Source organism: Janthinobacterium sp. UMAB-56, assembly GCF_900095265.1.
In the GTDB taxonomy this organism is placed as follows: domain Bacteria; phylum Pseudomonadota; class Gammaproteobacteria; order Burkholderiales; family Burkholderiaceae_D; genus Janthinobacterium.
The window spans coordinates 602,931-619,639 of sequence record NZ_LT607651.1 but is presented as its reverse complement, the minus strand read 5'-3'; the positions used below and the strand labels follow the sequence as shown (position 1 = coordinate 619,639).

Sequence of the window (16,709 nt, the reverse complement as noted above, 5' to 3'; positions counted from 1 at the left end):
CATCCTGTGCTCAAGCGCAAGGCGAGCAGGATGGCGCTATCGATGTTGCAACAGCCTATGATGGACTGCGATGAGTGGTTGGGGACGGCCCCACTCTTAACGGCTCAGACCGCTCATCCAGCTAGGCTGCGGGTTGGCGCGGGCCAGTTCGCGCATGCGGTATTCCAGATCGTAACGGTCGGTCGATTCGGCCAGATAGGCTTCTTCGTAAGCACGCTCGCGGCGGTCGCTGCTATGGTTCAGCCACGCGCCTACGCGTTTGGCGGCGTGGACCAGGGTGGCGACGATATTGCTGTTTTGTGTGGTGTGATAGCTAAATGCGGTAGACATGGCAGACTCCTAGTGTGGCGTGCCGCGTTGTGCTGCACTGCAATATAAGTATAGCGATTTCAAGTTATAAGGCTACTTTTGATTTCAAATGTCAGCTATTCATTTTTCAAATAACAGGCGGGAAAGCTGCGCAATACGGGGCTTTAAGGCATAATGCGGGCGCAGTATCGTAGTTTTACTACAAGACTGTTTTTGTTCTGGATGTTGTTTTCAGACGCAGGCCGCAGGCGTGCCGCGCCCACAAGACATCGTTCGACGAGAAACGGTCGGCCGTGCGCCTGCCGCGCGCAAGAGACGCCATGCCTGCCCCCGTATCGATGATGGCAGTCATGGCCCACGCTGATATCTGCGTGGTCCTTGCGCGCTCTGGTGCTGCCCGGGTGGAAACGCTTCCATGCCTGGCAAGATCAACTTGGAATTGAAAAATGGAGAAGGTATGGAATACGTAAAGCAAGGCCAGGGCGTGCAATCCGCGCAGGCCGGCACGCAAAACAATACGGGCGCCCTGATCATTGTCACGGTACTGTTTTTCATGTGGGGACTGCTGACCTCGCTTAATGATGTGCTGATTCCCCATCTGCGCTCGATCTACACCTTGACCTATGTCCAGGCGATGCTGGTGCAGTTCTGCTTCTTTGGCGCCTACGCCATCGTCTCGCTGCCCGCCGGCATGCTGATCAAGAAAATCGGCTACCAGCGCGGCGTCGTCGCCGGCTTGCTGATCGCCGCCGCCGGCTGCGCCATGTTCTACCCGGCGTCCACCGGCAGTTATGCGCTGTTCCTGCTGTCCTTCTTCATCCTGGCGGCCGGCATCACCGTACTGCAAGTGGCGGCCAATCCTTACGTGACGGAGCTGGGCGACCCGCAGACGGCGTCCAGCCGTTTGACCCTGACGCAAGCGTTCAATGCGCTGGGCACCACGGTCGCGCCAGCCCTGGGCGGCATGCTGATTTTGTCTGGCACCGTGCTGACGGTGCAGCAGTTCGACCTGCTGCCGGCAGCCGAGCAACTGGCCTACCGCGCCAAGGAAGCGGCTTCCGTGCAAGGTCCTTACCTGGTGCTGGCCGCTACCCTGGTGCTACTGGCCGTGCTGTTCGCACTGGCAAAATTGCCGAAGATTTCGCATGCCGACGATGCCGCAGCCCTGGCGCAGGATGGCCACAAGGTCTCGATCTGGTCGCACCGCCACCTGGTGCTGGGCGCACTGGCCATCTTCCTGTATGTGGGCGGTGAAGTCAGCATCGGCAGCTTCCTGATCAACTTCCTGGGCGAGAGCAACATCGCTGGCCTCAGCCACGCCGACGCCGCCTATTTCGTCAGCTATTACTGGGGTGGCGCCATGCTGGGCCGCTTCGTCGGCTTTGCCGTGATGCGCTATGTCAGCCCTGGCAAGACCCTGGCCTTCAACGCCGCCGTGGTGATCGCGCTGATCCTCGTCGCCGTGTTTTCCAGCGGTCACACGGCCATGTGGGCTTTGATCGCCGTCGGCCTGTTCAACTCCATCATGTTCCCGACCATCTTCAGCATGGCTCTGAACAAGCTGGGCGCGCAAACGGGTCAAGGTTCGGGCATCCTGTGCATGGCCATCGTCGGCGGCGCCATCGTGCCATTCATCCAGGGCTTCCTGGCCGATCACATCAACCTGCAACTGTCCTTCCTCGTGCCGGCCCTGTGCTACACCTTCATTTTGTACTTCGGCTGGAAATACGCCAGCATGTACAACGACGACGCCGCCAAGTAAGCTGCGCTGTCGTGATCAAGCAAAAGGGTGGCCTCGGCCACCCTTTTTTGCGTCACTTCCTCAGTGCGCGAATGGCGTGCCCAATACGTCCTGGCACACCTCGAGCCAGGCGCGCGCCGCGTGCGACAGATAGCGTCCGCTCCAGACATGCGCTACCTGCCATGCCACCTCCGGCTCGACGATGCGTACCGCCTCCAATGGTTCGCCGGCCAGTCGGTGGATGAAGGGTTCCGGCAGCAGGGCCACGCCCAGGCCTGCCGACGCCATCGCTACCAGCCAGTCCCACTGGCCGCTCTGCGCGGCGATGGTCGGCGTGAAGCCCGCCTGCGCGAAATGCTGGCGCAGGCTGCGGGTGAGGGCGAAATCATCCTTTAACAGTACCAGCGGCAGCTCGGCCAGCGCCTTGAAGGGCAGTGTCGTGCGTTTTTTCTGGAACGTGCCCGGCTCGGCCAGGGCCCAGATCGGGTAGCTGGCGATGGTCACTGCCACGAGGTCGAGTTCAGGGTCGGCCGGCAGCACCGTCATGCCGATTTCCAGTTCGCCGGCCGCCACCTTGCGTTCTATCTGCTGGCCCGTGTCTTCTTGCAGGGTCAGGCTGATGTGGGGGTGGCGTGCGCGGAAGGCCTTCAATACGGGTGTAAACAACACATTGATCATGGGCGGGATGCCGACCGTCAGGCTGCCGCGCTGCAAGGCCTGGGTGTCGCGCACCTCCAGGGTCAGCTGGCGCATATTGGCCAGCATTTCCTGCCCGTGCTGGTAGACGATGCGGCCCGTGTCTGTCAGGGTCAGCTTGCGCCCGTCGCGCACCAGCAGCTGCGCGCCCACTTCGTCTTCCAGCTGGCGCACCATCTTGCTGATGGTGGACTGGGTCAGGTGCAGCGATTCGGCCGCCTGCGTAAAGCTCGACAGGCGCACGGTTTCGACGAAATAGCGCAGGGAACGGATATCCAAGATGGTGCTCGCCTCGGCGTAGCATGAAAATATCGACTGGGTTTGGCGAAATTAATTCATGCCATGCATGTAGCCAGGATTTTATACTGAATCGACTTATGGGGCTGGCGTATGACAGCCATCCAGTTTGAGAATATTAAGAATATCAGGAGCATCACGATGTACGAGGACCGTATCCGCCACCCGGGCTTGCTCAGCAAAATCATGAGCGCCGATGAGGCAGCCAAATTGTTCCACAACGGCATGCGTGTCGGCATGAGCGGCTTTACCCGCGCCGGCGACGCCAAGGCCCTGCCGCGCGCGCTGGCAGAGCGCGCCCTGCAAGCCCCCTTGAGCCTGACCCTGATCACGGGCGCTTCGCTGGGCAATGGCAGCGATGGCCTGATGGCCGAGGCGGGCGTGCTGGCGCGCCGCATGCCGTTCCAGGTCGACCCTGTCTTGCGCGGCAAGATCAACAAGGGTGAAGTCATGTTCATCGACCAGCATCTGTCGGAAACGGCCGAGCAGCTGCGTTCGGGCAACCTGGCTGCCGTCGATATCGCCGTCATCGAGGCGACTGCCATCACGGCGGCCGGCGCCATCATTCCGACCATGTCGGTCGGCAATTCCGCCGCTTTCGCCCAGCAGGCCACGCAAGTCATCATCGAAATCAACCTGTCCACGCCGCTGGCGCTGGAAGGCTTGCACGACATCTATATTCCGCAAAGCTTGCCGGGCCGCGAACCGATCCCGCTCACGCGCGTCGACCAGCGCCTGGGCAGCACGGCCATCGCCATCGACCCCGCCCGCATCGCCGCCATCGTCATCACGGACAGCCCAGACAGCCCGTCGAACGCCTTGCCGCCCGACGCGGAAACGCAGGCCATCGCCGGCCATGTGATCGCCTTCCTGCAAGGCGAAGTGGCGGCCGGGCGCATGGGGCCGGAATTGCTGCCCCTGCAGGCGGGCATCGGCACCATCGCCAACGCCGTGCTGCATGGCCTGATCGGTTCGCCCTTCCAGAACATGACGATGTATTCGGAAGTGCTGCAGGACAGCGCCATCGAGTTGCTCGATTCGGGCCAGCTGGCATTTGCCTCGGCCTCGTCGATCACCCTGTCGGCCGCCGTGCATCAAAAGCTGATGGATAATATCGACCATTACCGCTCGAAGATCGTGCTGCGTCCGCAAGAGATCAGCAACCATCCGGAAATCGTGCGCCGCCTGGGCATCATCGCCCTCAACACGGCGCTGGAGTTTGATATCTACGGCAACGTCAATTCCACGCACGTGTGCGGCACGCACATGATGAACGGCATCGGCGGCTCGGGCGACTTTGCACGCAACGGGCAAGTGTCGATGTTCGTGTCGAAATCGGCGGCCAAGGGCGGACGCATTTCCAGCGTCGTGCCCATGGTTTCGCATGTGGACCATACGGAACATGACGTCGACGTGCTCGTCACTGAGTGGGGCTATGCGGACTTGCGTGGCCTGGCGCCGCGCGAACGGGCGCCGTTGATCATCGAGCGTTGCACGCATCCCGATTACCGCGATCAATTGCGCGCGTATTACGACGCGGCATGCCAGCGCGGCGGCCACACGCCGCACCTGCTGGAACAGGCGCTGTCGTGGCATACGCGCTACCAGGAAACGCAGAGCATGCTGGCAGCGCAGTAAGCGGCGCAAGCATCAAGACAGGGCAGGGCGGTGTCGTACCGCGCCTGCCCATTTTTTTCACCTGGCGCCGCTTGCGCCAAAGCAAGTGTTAGTGTGCAGGCGCAAAGCGCAGGCCGATGCCTGCCGTGACGACGGCCAGCAAGTCGTCGATATGCACGTTCATTTCCAGGTGCGGTGTCCACGGGTCGCCCGCATCCATGACGATGCGCAGCGACACGAGGCCGTGCAGCGATTGCCAGAAGATTTGCGTCATCGTGTGCAGCGCCGGCTCGTCCTGGCGCACCTGGCCCGCCTGCGCCAGTTCGCCGAACAGGTGCAGCGCATAGGCATACGGGTCCTGCTCGATATTGCCGTGCTCGACGTCAACGGCGTCGATCTCCGCATGCGGGCGCAATTCCATGAAGATCAGTGAATACTCGTCGGGATGCTGGAAGCCGTATTCGATGTAGGCGCGGCCGACCAGGCGGATGCGTTCCCACGGGTCAGTGCTGCTGGCGCAAGCCGTGCGCATGGCGCGCACCAGTTCCAGCAAGTCCTTGTCCATGGCCTGGGCGATCAGGGTGGCCTTGTCGCGGAACAGGGCGTATACGACGGTGGTGGAAAAGCCGGCCGCCTCGGCCACCTTGCGGATGGAGACGGCGCGCGCGCCGCCCTTCTTGATGAGATCCTTGACGACGTCGATGATGTGCTCGCGCCGCGCCTGGGCCTCGCGTAATTTTCTTTCCTGAATATTGGTCAACTTCTTGTCCACGACTCTTTCCTGGCGACTCTATGAAAGCAAGAATTATAGGGGGGCGATGCGCTGCCAATGTGTCTGGCATTGTTACAATTCAGTTTTTTGTCCGGTCTTGGCGACAGCGGACCGATTTTTCGCCCTTTTTGCCCGGCACTTTTCCATCGATGCCCCGGATTGGTGCATAAATCGCCTGCCCAGGCTTTGCGAACGGGGGCAAAGGGCGGAAAATAGCGGGATAGCTTACACTGCGTTTTTTGGCGCAACGGCGGTGGCCCACGAGGCGACGCCGGAACACTTACCTAGGACGGGATCATTACATGACCATTAAAATCAGCCAGAACTTCGACTCGGGCGCCATCGAGGTGGTGAACGCCACCAGCGCCAACGCCATCGACCTGAACTTGCGCAAGGATAGCCACGCCGACATCCACCAGTGGTTCCACTTTCGCCTGCAGGGCGCGCGTGACCAGGCATGCACGCTGCGCATCCTGAACGCGGGCCAGGCCACCTATCCGGCCGGCTATGAAGGCTACCAGGCCGTGGCCAGCTACGACAGCGAAAACTGGTTCCGCGTGCCGACCGCGTTCGACGGCCAGGTCATGACGATCTCGCACACGCCGGAACTCGACAGCGTGTACTACGCCTATTTCGAGCCGTATTCGTGGGAACGCCATTTGCGCCTGCTGGGCGAAGTGGCCGAGCATCCGCTGGCGCGCGTCTCTGACCTGGGCAGCACGGTCGATGGCCGCGACATGAACATGGTCACCATCGGCAACCCGCAGGCGGAAAAGAAAATCTGGGTCATCGCGCGCCAGCATCCGGGCGAATCGATGGCCGAATGGTTTGTCGAAGGCCTCATCGACTCGCTGCTGGACGACGCCAATCCGATCGCGCGCAAGCTCTTGCAGCGCGCCGTGTTCCACATCGTGCCAAACATGAACCCGGACGGTTCCATCCGCGGCAACCTGCGCACGAATGCGGCTGGCGCCAACCTGAACCGCGAATGGATGACGCCATCGCTGGAGTCCAGCCCGGAAGTGCTGTGCGTGAAAAACAAGATCCACGAAACGGGCGTCGACATGTTCTTCGACATCCATGGCGATGAAGCGCTGCCGTACAATTTTGTGGCCGGCAATGAAATGCTGGAAAACTTTACGCCTGCCCAAGCGGCGCACCAGAAAGCCTTCATCGAGCGCTACAAGCAGGCCAGCCCCGACTTCCAGGATAAATTCGGCTATGCGGCCAGCAAGTACAAGTCGGACATGCTGACCCTGGCATCGAAATACATCGGCCACCACTTCGGCTGCCTGGCACTGACCCTGGAAATGCCGTTCAAGGAAAACGCCGACTTGCCTGATCCGGCCGTGGGCTGGAATGGCGCGCGCAGCGCAGCCCTGGGCGCGGCCATGCTGCAGCCTATCCTGCTGTCGCTGGATTGAGCGGCGTTGATCATGGGCGTCGAGATCGAGCGTAAGTTCCTGTTGCAAGGCGATGCCTGGCGCGGCCTGGGCCAGCCGGTCCTGCTGCGCCAGGGTTATTTATCGTCCGCGCGCGAGCGCGTGGTGCGCGTGCGTATCGAAGGCGAGCAGGCGATGCTGACCATCAAGGGGGCGAACGTGGGCGCGACGCGCGGCGAGTGGGAATATCCTATCCCGCTGGCCGACGCCGCCGAACTGCTCGACGGCCTGTGCGAACAGCCGCTGATCGAAAAGTACCGTCACCGCATCGGCTACGCTGGCATGGTGTGGGAAGTCGACGAGTTCCTGGGCGCCAATGCGGGCCTGGTGGTGGCCGAGATCGAACTGGCTTCGGAAGACCAGCCCTTCGAGAAACCCGACTGGGTCGGCGCCGAAGTGTCGGGCGATGCGCGTTACTATAACGCGAATTTGATCCGCCAGCCGTTTTCACGGTGGTGATGGCGCGTTAAAAAGCTTGTTGCAATGAAAAAGGCGGAACCGGGGTTCCGCCTTTTTGTTTTTAAACGACTATTAATCAAGGTATCGACACCTCTTCAAACCGTAGCGGGCTGCGCAGTAGGTTTGAAGAGCGTGTCATCAGATTAATGGAAGTGCTCGGTACCTTGCGGCGTATCTTCCGGCATTTCCGCATGCGCCAGCTCGCCGACCGGATCGGCAAACAGGGGCGCGCCGCAATCGTCGCAGTACTCGCCGACAAAACGTTCCGCGTGGCGTTTGATCTGCGTCACGCCGGCGGCGTTCAGGTGCTCGATGATTTCATCGACGGGCGTCTTTTGCTTGTCCAGCGCGGCGATGCCGACCTGGATCAGGCCTTCGATGGGCGTGCCATCCTCGTCTTCCTGGCCATACAAAGGCCAGACGATGCCGTAGATGACGTCCGGCGCCTGGCGCAGGGTGAAAGCGATGCGGTACTCATCGACCTGGCCATCGGCCGCTTCTTCGCCGAAGCCGGCGATGACGGCGCGCAGTTCCGATGGCTCGATGGCCAGGGTGTGCGTCAGGTAGTGCACGGCGGCGCGCACGGAGACGGGACGTATCAGCTTGTCCGCTTCGCGGCAGGCCACGTAATACGCTTCCGGCAACAGCAGTTCCAGGCCACAGCCGGGCAGCAGGCGGGCAATCGTCGGCGTTGCCTGCGTGCGCCATTGCTCCAGGGCGGCGCTGCGCTCGGCGATGAAGTCGAGCTGGCTCGACGGCGTCTGCCAGCGGAACAGCGGGGCGCCGCTGGGCGCCACCACGGCCACCAGCAAATAGCGCGTATCGGCCAGGAAGGGCGCCGTTTCCGCCTCTTTGGGCGACGGCTTGACGGCCGTGCCTTTCAGGGCGGCCAGTGCCAGCTTCTGCGTCTTGGCATAGGTTTCGACGTGGCTGCGCGGCAGCTGGTCGATCGAATACAGGGTCGGCGCCATGGCCATCTTCGTGCCATCGGCCAGCAGGTGGGCGGCGAAATGCGCCGACAGCACACCGTGCGCGTCGCCGGCCATGGGGCCGGAGGCGATGGAAAAGCGCGTCCACGCGAGGATGGGCACGGCGACCAGCAGAGCGTCGTAGCGCACGTCTTCATGCGTGATGACGGTCGATTCGCTGATGGCTTCAACGCAGTCCATCAGTACGTCGTAGGCGTTCAAGTCTTCCTTGAACAGGCTGCCCAGGGTGTTGTCGATGGTGTCCTGGTGGCCGGTTTTGAGTAATTTCTGGAGCTGCGTATCCAGGCTGTGTTCCCAGGACCGCTCTTCGAGACGGCTGGCTGCCTGTACAATCGCCTGGGCAAAGGTGACCAGGCGCTGGCTGTCGGCAGTCAGTTTATGGGATGAATCTTTGGAAGGACGACGCATGGCGGGATAAGAGTCTCGTAAAGTGAAAAAAGTGGATCAGTCAAACAAGGATAAACCCTTATAACCGTATTGTAGAGGATTCAGCCACACGCAATGCGTAAGCTGTCCCTAGATCATGCCAATAGTCTAAATTTCAAGGAAAAACGGGGCGCCGGGACGAAAAAAAGCGCCGGTCGGAACCGGCGCTTTTATCTTACCTCACAGCTGGGCTGATTACTCGGCCAGCAGTTGACGCAGCACGAATGGCAGGATACCGCCATGCTTGTAGTAATCGACTTCGATCGGCGTATCGATGCGCAGCAGCACTTTCACGTCGACGCTGCTGCCGTCGGCGCGGTGGATCACCAGGGTGGCCAGTTGCTGTGGCTTGATTTCGCCTTCGAGGCCTTTCAGGTCGAAGGTTTCATTGCCGGTGATGCCCAGGGTTTGCACGCTGTCGTCGCCGATGAATTGCAGCGGCAACACGCCCATGCCCACCAGGTTCGAGCGGTGGATGCGCTCGAACGAACGGGTGATCACGGCTTTCACGCCCAGCAGCTGGGTGCCCTTGGCGGCCCAGTCGCGCGACGAGCCGGTACCGTACTCTTCGCCGCCGAAGACCATGGTTGGCGTGCCTTCACCAACATATTTCATTGCTGCATCGTAGATCGACATCTGTTCGCCGGAAGGCTGGTGAACCGTGATGCCGCCTTCGACTGCCGAACCGTCTGCCTTGGCAGGGATCATGCGGTTTTTGATACGCACGTTGGCAAACGTGCCGCGCATCATGATCTCATGGTTGCCGCGACGCGAGCCGTAGGAGTTGAAGTCCGCTTTCAGGACGCCGTTTTCCTTCAGCCATTTGCCTGCAGGACCATTTTCCTGGATCGAGCCGGCTGGCGAGATGTGGTCGGTGGTGATGGAATCGCCGAACACGCCCAGTGCGCGCGCGCCTTCGATGCCGGTGGCCACAGCCGCTGGCGTCATCGAGAAGTTGTCGAAGAACGGTGGTTCCGCGATGTAGGTCGATTTTGGCCAGTTGTATACTTGACCGGAAACGGTGGTGACTTTCTCCCACAGTTTGCCTGGTGCGCCCTTGACGTCGGCGTAGTTGTCCTTGAACACCTTGGCGTTCATGGCGAACTTCATCATGGCCGACACTTCAGCCGAGCTTGGCCAGATGTCGCCCAGGTAGACGTCCTTGCCGCCCTTGCCCTTGCCGACAGGCTCGGTCATCAGGTCGCGCGTCATGTTGCCGGCGATGGCGTAGGCGACGACCAGCGGTGGCGAAGCGAGGAAGTTCGAGCGGATGTTCGGGTGAATACGCGCTTCGAAGTTACGGTTGCCCGACAGCACGGCCGACGCGACGATGTCGTGCGTGGCAATGGCGGCGTTCAGTTCAGGCGTCAGGTCGCCCGCATTGCCGATACAGGTGGTGCAGCCGTAGGCGGTCACGCCGAAGCCCAGTTTTTCCAGGTAAGGCAGCAGGCCGGCGGCCGTCAGGTACTCGGTCACGACGCGCGAGCCAGGGGCCAGCGAGGTCTTGATGTGCGGCGCGACTTTCAGGCCGGCTTCCACGGCTTTCTTGGCCAGCAGGCCGGCAGCCAGCATCACGCTCGGGTTCGAGGTGTTGGTGCACGAGGTGATCGCGGCGATCAGCACGTCGCCGTTCGACACTTTCACGCCATTCGTCGTTTCGTACACGGTGTTCAGGTCGGCCGGATTCTTGTTGAAGCCGTTTTCCGTGGTTGGCTTGGCGAACAGCTCGGCGAAGTTCGCTTTCACGTTGCCGATTTCGATACGGTCCTGCGGGCGTTTCGGGCCGGCCAGCGACGGAGCAACCGATGCCAGGTCCAGTTCCACCACGCGGGTGTAGTCGATGTCGCCGGCTTTTGGAATGCCGAACAGGTTTTGCGCCTTGAAGTAGCCTTCGAACGCGGCGATTTCAGCCTTGCTGCGGCCGGTGCCCTTGAAGTAATCGATGGTTGCTTCGTCGACCGGGAAGAAGCCCATGGTCGCGCCGTATTCCGGTGCCATGTTGGCGATCGTCGCGCGGTCCGTCAGGGTCAGCGATTCGGTGCCTTCGCCGAAGAACTCGACGAACTTGCCGACGACTTTTTCCTTGCGCAGCAATTCGGTGATGGTCAGTACCAGGTCGGTGGCGGTGCAGCCTTCGCGCAGCGCGCCCGACAGGTTCACGCCGATGACGTCAGGCGTCAGGAAGTAGACCGGCTGGCCCAGCATGCCGGCTTCCGCCTCGATGCCGCCCACGCCCCAGCCGACCACGCCGATACCGTTGATCATGGTGGTGTGCGAGTCGGTGCCGACCAGGGTGTCAGGGTAGTACACGTCGCCGGCTTTCTTGCCTGCGTAGTGCACGCCGCGCGCCAGGTATTCCAGGTTGACCTGGTGGACGATGCCGAAGCCTGGTGGCACGACGCCGAAGGTGTCGAAGGCCTGCATGCCCCATTTCATGAACTGGTAACGCTCGTTGTTACGCGAGAATTCCAGTTTCATGTTCAGGTCCAGCGCTTTCTTTTCGCGATAGTGATCGATGGTCACCGAGTGGTCGACCACCAGGTCGACCGGTACCAGCGGTTCGATCTTCTTGGCGTTGATGCCCATCTTGGCGGCCACGTTGCGCATCGCTGCCAGGTCGGCCAGCAATGGCACGCCGGTGAAGTCTTGCAGCACGACGCGCGCCACTACGAACGGGATCTCGTCGGTGCGCTCGGCGGTCGGGCCCCAGCTCGCCAATTGCTTGACGTGTTCTTCGGTGACTTTTTTGCCGTCGCAGTTGCGCAATACCGATTCGAGCACGATACGAATCGACACTGGCAGGCGGGAGACATTGATGCCCAGGCTTTTTTCCAGCGCAGGCAGGGAGTACAGCTTGCCCTTCTTGCTATCCGAAATATTAAAGTCCTTGAGCGTGTTCAGAGTGTTGCGGGACATGACCTCTCCTTGTTGGGTATCGTCTATTTATTGATGATTCAAATTACAAAACATGACTGAGCCCCCGAAGAGGCCCTTGCTACGCACATCAGCCGCCGCTTGCCGGCAGCACGCCCAGCGATGGCGCCGCTTCCACTACTGTTGCCGGCTTGGCTTGCTCCGCATCCTTGCACTCATTGGCCAGCTGGCGGCCTTGCTTGGAATCGAGCAGCATGCCTTTGGCCGGGATGCCGATCCAGACGAGACCGTACAAGCGGTTCTCGAAGCGGTTGGCGCCGGTGGTGGTGCCAACGCGGCTCAGGCGGTGCAGGCGCTTCTTCCAGCGCAGGGCGATGTGTTTGTCGTCAGTAGCATTGGTGTAGATGGTAATTTTATTACCAAGTTCACAATTGAAATCGGTGGAGGCCGAGCCAACGGTGTCCGGCTCATCGGCTTCTTCCTTGTCGAGCACCGACATGGCGAGCGGATGCGCTTCCTTGGCGGCTGCCTTGGCCTTGACGGCCCTGGCTTTCGGCTTGGCCTTCACAGCCTTGGCTTTTGCCGGCTCTTTGCTGGCCGTGGCAGCGAAGCTGGCGGGCGCCAGCGTAAGGGTCATGGCGCCCAGCGCGACGCTGCAGGCAATGGCTAATTTGGAGAGGGACATCGTGTAATTCCTGTCAGTTTTCAGTGGTGCTGGAAGAGGGGGTGTTGAGTAATGCAGCGGCCGCCTCGGGCAGGCCGAGGCCTGCCAGTTTGGCGCGTTGCAAAACGGTCCAATAATATCGGTAGCTGGCGCGGTCGTGCAAGCGGCCATTTTGTGCAATCGGTCCCCAGTTGGCGCGCAGCGCCTCATTCAGGATGTTGCTGGCTTCGTTGACTTCCGACAGGCGCGGCGTGAAGGCCTTGATGATGGGCTTGATCTGGTCCGGGTGGATGCTCCACATGCGCGTGTAGCCGAACTCGGCTGTCGCGCGCTGGGCGTCATTCGCCACCACGGCCGAATCGCGCACGTCCGTCGTTACATTGTGCGACGGCACCTTGCCGTGCGCGTGGCAGGCGGCCGCCACTTCCAGCTTGGCGCGCACCACCAGCGGGTGCGTGAACTGGCCCGGCGTGCGCATGGCGGCGGCGGGAATGGCGCCGTAATGGGCCGAAACGAAATCCATGATGCCGAAGGACAGGCATTCGACCTGGGGCAAGGCGGCGATCGCGTAGGCGTCGCGCAGCGCGCCATGCGTTTCGATCAGGATATGCACGGGCAGGTTGTCGCGCCCGGCGCGGCGCGCATGCAGGTTGATCAGGTCGATGGCCAGCATGGCATCCTGCACGCCGCCCACCTTGGGCACGGCGATGTAGGCCAGGCGGGACGCGGCAGCGCAGATGATTTCCACGTCACGCGCGAAAAACGGGCTGTCGACGTCGTGCACGCGCACGCCGATGCGGTTGAACTGGTTCCCGTCGCTGGCCAGCAGGCCGGCGATCATGTGGGCGTGGGCTTCTTCATTGCCGGCGCTGGCGCCATCTTCGCAGTCGAACGTGATGTCGAACAGGGGCCCAAGCTCTTGTTGCAAAGCAATCGATTTACGCATCAGCTTTTCAGAGCCGGCGTAGTGGTCGCAAGCGGCGAGCAACAGCGGCTGGCGTTTGCCTTGGAATAAAACCTCGGAAGGGTGCATGCTTAAGGCATTTCTGCAGGTAAAAACTACTTGATAAAACAGCCGCGCCGCGAATCTCGCGGGGCGGCCTTCTTGGCGGGCGGCGCTCAGGCCGCGCCGCCAATACTGGATTTATGCCAGCAGGTGCTTCACGCCTTCGCGCTCTTCGGTCAGTTCTTTCAGGGTCAGGTTGATGCGCTCTTGCGAGAATGCATCGATTTCCAGACCTTGAACGATGGTGTACTCACCGTTGTCGGTGGTGACCGGGAAGCCGAACACGGTGCCTTCAGGGATGCCATACGAGCCATCCGAAGGTACGCCCATGGTGGTCCATTTGCCAGCCGTGCCCAGCATCCAGTCATGGATGTGGTCGATGGCCGCGTTCGCTGCCGACGCTGCCGACGACAGGCCGCGTGCTTCGATGATGGCAGCGCCGCGCTTGCCTACGGTCGGCAGGAAGGTGTTGGCATTCCATTCCTGGTCGTTGATCAAGTCCTTGACAGCCTTGCCGTTGACAGTGGCGAAACGGTAGTCGGCGTACATGGTTGGCGAGTGGTTGCCCCAGACGGTCAGCTTCTCGATGTCTTTCACGGCGGTGCCGGTCTTGGCAGCGACTTGCGACAGCGCGCGGTTGTGGTCAAGGCGCAGCATGGCGGTGAAGTTTTTCGCTGGCAGCGATGGCGCCGATTTCATGGCGATGTAGGCGTTGGTGTTGGCAGGGTTGCCGACCACCAGTACTTTGACATTGCGCGAAGCGACGGCGTCGAGCGCCTTGCCTTGTACCGTAAAGATCTGGGCGTTCGCTTCCAGCAGGTCCTTGCGTTCCATGCCTGGGCCGCGTGGGCGCGCGCCTACCAGTACGGCCACGTCGACATCCTTGAATGCCGTCAGCGGATCGGAGTGGGCGGTCATTTCCGTCAGCAGCGGGAAGGCGCAGTCGTCGATCTCCATCATCACGCCCTTGAGCGCCTTCTGGGCTTTTTCGTCCGGGATTTCAAGCAGTTGCAGGATGACAGGCTGGTCTTTGCCGAGCATGTCGCCATTGGCGATGCGGAACAACAGGGCGTAGCCGATCTGGCCGGCGGCGCCGGTCACTGCAACACGCATTGGGGTTTTAGCCATGATGAATCTCCAAAGTGGGAAAGAAAACGGGCTTGAAGCTAGGCTTACGCTTATCCGGAAAAACTATAATGATACCAAAACCGGCCCGCGCCACCGAATTGCTGGTGAACGCCGCCGTCACGCCTGTGTTGCACGAGGCCAGAGTGGCTGGCCGACAACATAAAACGCTGGCTCACAAGTTTTATCGGGGGCAGTTTAGGCCTCTGATCTGTATCTGTCAATCATATCTTATGTCTTATATAAGACAGATAACTGCGAGTGTTTTACTGGACGCGGGCAGTGATTTGTGTTGAAATGTCGGACTATGAATTCCGCCTCGTCCAATCTGACCAACAATGCCACTGCTGTAAGCGGGGCGGTCAGTCCGACCGCGGGCACCCCGGCCACGCCTGCTGTCGCAGCGGGCAGCACCGCCACCCCTGTCGCCAGCCCTAATACCACTGCCGCCGCCGTGGTCGCGCCTGCGGCGACAGCATCGCCCACCTTCAGTCCCCTGTACCAGCAGATCAAGGCGCTCATCACGCAGAGCCTGCAATCGGGCGAGTGGAAGCCGGGCGAACTGATTCCCAGCGAAGTCGAGTTGGCAGGGCGCTTCAAGGTCAGCCAGGGCACGGTGCGCAAGGCCATCGATGAGCTGGCCGCCGAGAATCTTGTCATGCGCCGCCAGGGCAAGGGTACTTTCGTTTCCACCCACCATGAGGCGCGCGCGCATTTCCGCTTCCTGCGCCTGGTGCCGGACGAAGGCGTGCCGCACTATCCCGAAAGCAAGTTTATTGAAGTCAAGCGCGTGCGCGCGCCGGCCGACGTGGCGCGCCTGATGGACCTGAAGTCTGGCGACGCCGTCATCTTCATCAAGCGCGTGCAGTATTTCGACGGCGTGCCGACCATCGTCGAGGAACTGTGGCTGCCCGGCCTGATCTTCAAGGGGCTGACGGCCGAGCGGCTGGTGGAATACAAGGGCCCGATGTATGGCCTGTTTGAAACGGAATTTGGCACGCGCATGATACGCGCGTCCGAGCAGATCCGCGCCGTGTGCGCCGATGCGGGCGCCGCGCAACTGTTGAATATCGACCTCGGCACGCCCTTGCTCAGTTCCGAGCGCGTGTCGTTTACCTACGGCGACAAGCCGGTCGAACTGCGCCGCGGCTTGTACTTGACCGGTCGTCATCATTATCAGAATGAACTCAGCTGAAGCGGCGGGGCGCCCATGGGTGTCCGCACAAGCAGCAAGGCTGAAGTGCATCGCTTGCAAGATGCCTGCCGCAAGGCGGGCACCGGAGACAACGGAAAGCGCAGCGACAGCATGGCCCGCCCCGGCGGGCCGTGTTTTGCCGGCGATTCTGTAATTAAATTACGTGAACTACGGAAAGTAGCGCGGTATTTTGTAGTAAAAAACCATTTTGGTTATATGTAACAATAGATATTGGTGTGGGTTGCGAAAATCGGCGAAAATCGCGGCTTCAATATTTAGTTGAAATTCAAAGGGGAGGTTTTTGTTATGTCTGAAGCCGTAAGAGAAGTACCAAAAAAAGAACGGCCGCAATTCCGTAACATTCATGTTACCGAATTGTCGAACTACCGTATGGCTGTCGGCGCCATCGTCTCGATCCTGCATCGCATCAGCGGTTTCATCATTTTCGCCTTGCTGCCATGCATACTGTACATGCTGGAGCTGAGCCTGCGTTCCGAAATGTCCTACGCCTACTTCCAGGGCATCGCCTCGCACTGGTTCGTCAAGCTCATTACCCTGGGCCTGGTCTGGGCCTTCCTGCACCACTTCTGCGCCGGTATCCGCCATTTGTTCATGGATGTGCACGTCGCTATCGAAAAAGATTCGGCACGCAAGACCGCTAGCTCCGTGCTGGTCGTGAGCCTGGTGTTGACGGCCTTGGTCGCTTTGAAACTGTTTGGAGTATTTTAAACATGGCAGACAATAATATCGGACCGAAACGCCTCGTCGTCGGTGCCCATTACGGCTTGCGCGACTGGCTGGCGCAACGCGTCACCGCCATCGTCATGGTGGCTTATGTTGCCATCCTGCTTATTTCTTTCCTGACCGGCAGCAACTTCAGCTATGAAGGCTGGGCTGGTCTGTTCGCACAGCAGTGGTTTAAATTGTTCAGCCTGGTGACCTTCCTGGCGCTGTTCTACCACGCATGGGTCGGCGTACGCGACATCTGGATGGACTACGTGAAAAGCGCTGGCCTCCGTCTGACTCTGCAAATTGCCACCATGCTGTGGTTGATCGCTTGTGCCGGTTGGACGGTACAGATACTCTGGAGTGTGTAA

Annotated in this window: 16 protein-coding genes; 8 read left to right on the top strand and 8 right to left on the bottom strand. The window is 60.7% G+C overall.

The genetic code is table 11. The features are described from left to right. Positions 1-96 precede the first annotated feature (96 nt). Positions 97-330, bottom strand: a complete 234-nt coding sequence (locus K0F85_RS29185; RefSeq protein WP_219114448.1) for a DUF3563 family protein — start codon at positions 328-330, stop codon at positions 97-99. 436 nt (positions 331-766) lie between these two features. Here K0F85_RS29185 and fucP point away from each other — a divergent pair, with 436 nt between their 5' ends. Next, positions 767-2,071 carry an L-fucose:H+ symporter permease gene (gene fucP, locus K0F85_RS02905; RefSeq protein ID WP_219114447.1) on the top strand — a complete coding sequence of 435 codons (1,305 nt, stop codon included), beginning with the start codon at positions 767-769 and terminating at the stop codon, positions 2,069-2,071. A 60-nt stretch (positions 2,072-2,131) separates the two neighbouring features. Here fucP and K0F85_RS02900 read toward each other — a convergent pair whose 3' ends face one another. Continuing rightward, complete coding sequence (locus K0F85_RS02900) at positions 2,132-3,025, bottom strand: LysR substrate-binding domain-containing protein (RefSeq protein ID WP_219114446.1); 894 nt, start codon at positions 3,023-3,025, stop codon at positions 2,132-2,134. A 159-nt stretch (positions 3,026-3,184) separates the two neighbouring features. Between K0F85_RS02900 and K0F85_RS02895 the strand changes: the two genes are divergently transcribed. Further along, positions 3,185-4,681 carry an acetyl-CoA hydrolase/transferase family protein gene (locus K0F85_RS02895; RefSeq protein ID WP_219114445.1) on the top strand — a complete coding sequence of 499 codons (1,497 nt, stop codon included), beginning with the start codon at positions 3,185-3,187 and terminating at the stop codon, positions 4,679-4,681. An 88-nt stretch (positions 4,682-4,769) separates the two neighbouring features. Here the strand turns inward: K0F85_RS02895 and K0F85_RS02890 are convergent, their stop codons facing one another. Beyond that, the gene (locus K0F85_RS02890; protein WP_219114444.1) at positions 4,770-5,432 is read right to left on the bottom strand and encodes a TetR/AcrR family transcriptional regulator; all 663 of its coding nucleotides are present in this window, start codon (positions 5,430-5,432) and stop codon (positions 4,770-4,772) included. A 302-nt stretch (positions 5,433-5,734) separates the two neighbouring features. Between K0F85_RS02890 and K0F85_RS02885 the strand changes: the two genes are divergently transcribed. Further along, positions 5,735-6,856 carry a M14-type cytosolic carboxypeptidase gene (locus tag K0F85_RS02885; RefSeq protein ID WP_219114443.1) on the top strand — a complete coding sequence of 374 codons (1,122 nt, stop codon included), beginning with the start codon at positions 5,735-5,737 and terminating at the stop codon, positions 6,854-6,856. 12 nt (positions 6,857-6,868) lie between these two features. Beyond that, positions 6,869-7,333 carry a CYTH domain-containing protein gene (locus K0F85_RS02880; RefSeq protein ID WP_219114442.1) on the top strand — a complete coding sequence of 155 codons (465 nt, stop codon included), beginning with the start codon at positions 6,869-6,871 and terminating at the stop codon, positions 7,331-7,333. A gap of 143 nt (positions 7,334-7,476) precedes the next feature. Here the strand turns inward: K0F85_RS02880 and K0F85_RS02875 are convergent, their stop codons facing one another. The 5 genes from K0F85_RS02875 to K0F85_RS02855 all read right to left on the bottom strand — a co-directional run bounded on the left by K0F85_RS02875 (position 7,477) and on the right by K0F85_RS02855 (position 14,420). Then, positions 7,477-8,730, bottom strand: a complete 1,254-nt coding sequence (locus K0F85_RS02875; protein ID WP_219114441.1) for a DUF2863 family protein — start codon at positions 8,728-8,730, stop codon at positions 7,477-7,479. Positions 8,731-8,943: 213 nt separating this feature from the next. Continuing rightward, on the bottom strand, positions 8,944-11,664 hold the full coding sequence (gene acnA / locus K0F85_RS02870; protein ID WP_219114440.1) for an aconitate hydratase AcnA: 2,721 nt from the start codon (positions 11,662-11,664) through the stop codon (positions 8,944-8,946). 88 nt (positions 11,665-11,752) lie between these two features. Continuing rightward, complete coding sequence (locus K0F85_RS02865; protein ID WP_219114439.1) at positions 11,753-12,307, bottom strand: hypothetical protein; 555 nt, start codon at positions 12,305-12,307, stop codon at positions 11,753-11,755. A 13-nt stretch (positions 12,308-12,320) separates the two neighbouring features. Continuing rightward, positions 12,321-13,319, bottom strand: coding sequence for a CoA ester lyase (locus K0F85_RS02860; protein ID WP_219114438.1), 999 nt, complete (start codon positions 13,317-13,319; stop codon positions 12,321-12,323). A 111-nt stretch (positions 13,320-13,430) separates the two neighbouring features. After that, complete coding sequence (locus tag K0F85_RS02855; protein WP_034789110.1) at positions 13,431-14,420, bottom strand: malate dehydrogenase; 990 nt, start codon at positions 14,418-14,420, stop codon at positions 13,431-13,433. A 304-nt stretch (positions 14,421-14,724) separates the two neighbouring features. Here K0F85_RS02855 and K0F85_RS02850 point away from each other — a divergent pair, with 304 nt between their 5' ends. The 4 genes from K0F85_RS02850 (at position 14,725) to sdhD (ending at position 16,709) form a co-directional block, all read left to right on the top strand. Beyond that, on the top strand, positions 14,725-15,612 hold the full coding sequence (locus K0F85_RS02850; RefSeq protein WP_219114437.1) for a GntR family transcriptional regulator: 888 nt from the start codon (positions 14,725-14,727) through the stop codon (positions 15,610-15,612). A gap of 15 nt (positions 15,613-15,627) precedes the next feature. Continuing rightward, positions 15,628-15,834 carry a hypothetical protein gene (locus tag K0F85_RS02845; RefSeq protein ID WP_219114436.1) on the top strand — a complete coding sequence of 69 codons (207 nt, stop codon included), beginning with the start codon at positions 15,628-15,630 and terminating at the stop codon, positions 15,832-15,834. An 84-nt stretch (positions 15,835-15,918) separates the two neighbouring features. Next, positions 15,919-16,341, top strand: a complete 423-nt coding sequence (gene sdhC / locus K0F85_RS02840) for a succinate dehydrogenase, cytochrome b556 subunit (protein ID WP_034752080.1) — start codon at positions 15,919-15,921, stop codon at positions 16,339-16,341. 2 nt (positions 16,342-16,343) lie between these two features. Then, complete coding sequence (gene sdhD / locus K0F85_RS02835) at positions 16,344-16,709, top strand: succinate dehydrogenase, hydrophobic membrane anchor protein (RefSeq protein WP_102121570.1); 366 nt, start codon at positions 16,344-16,346, stop codon at positions 16,707-16,709.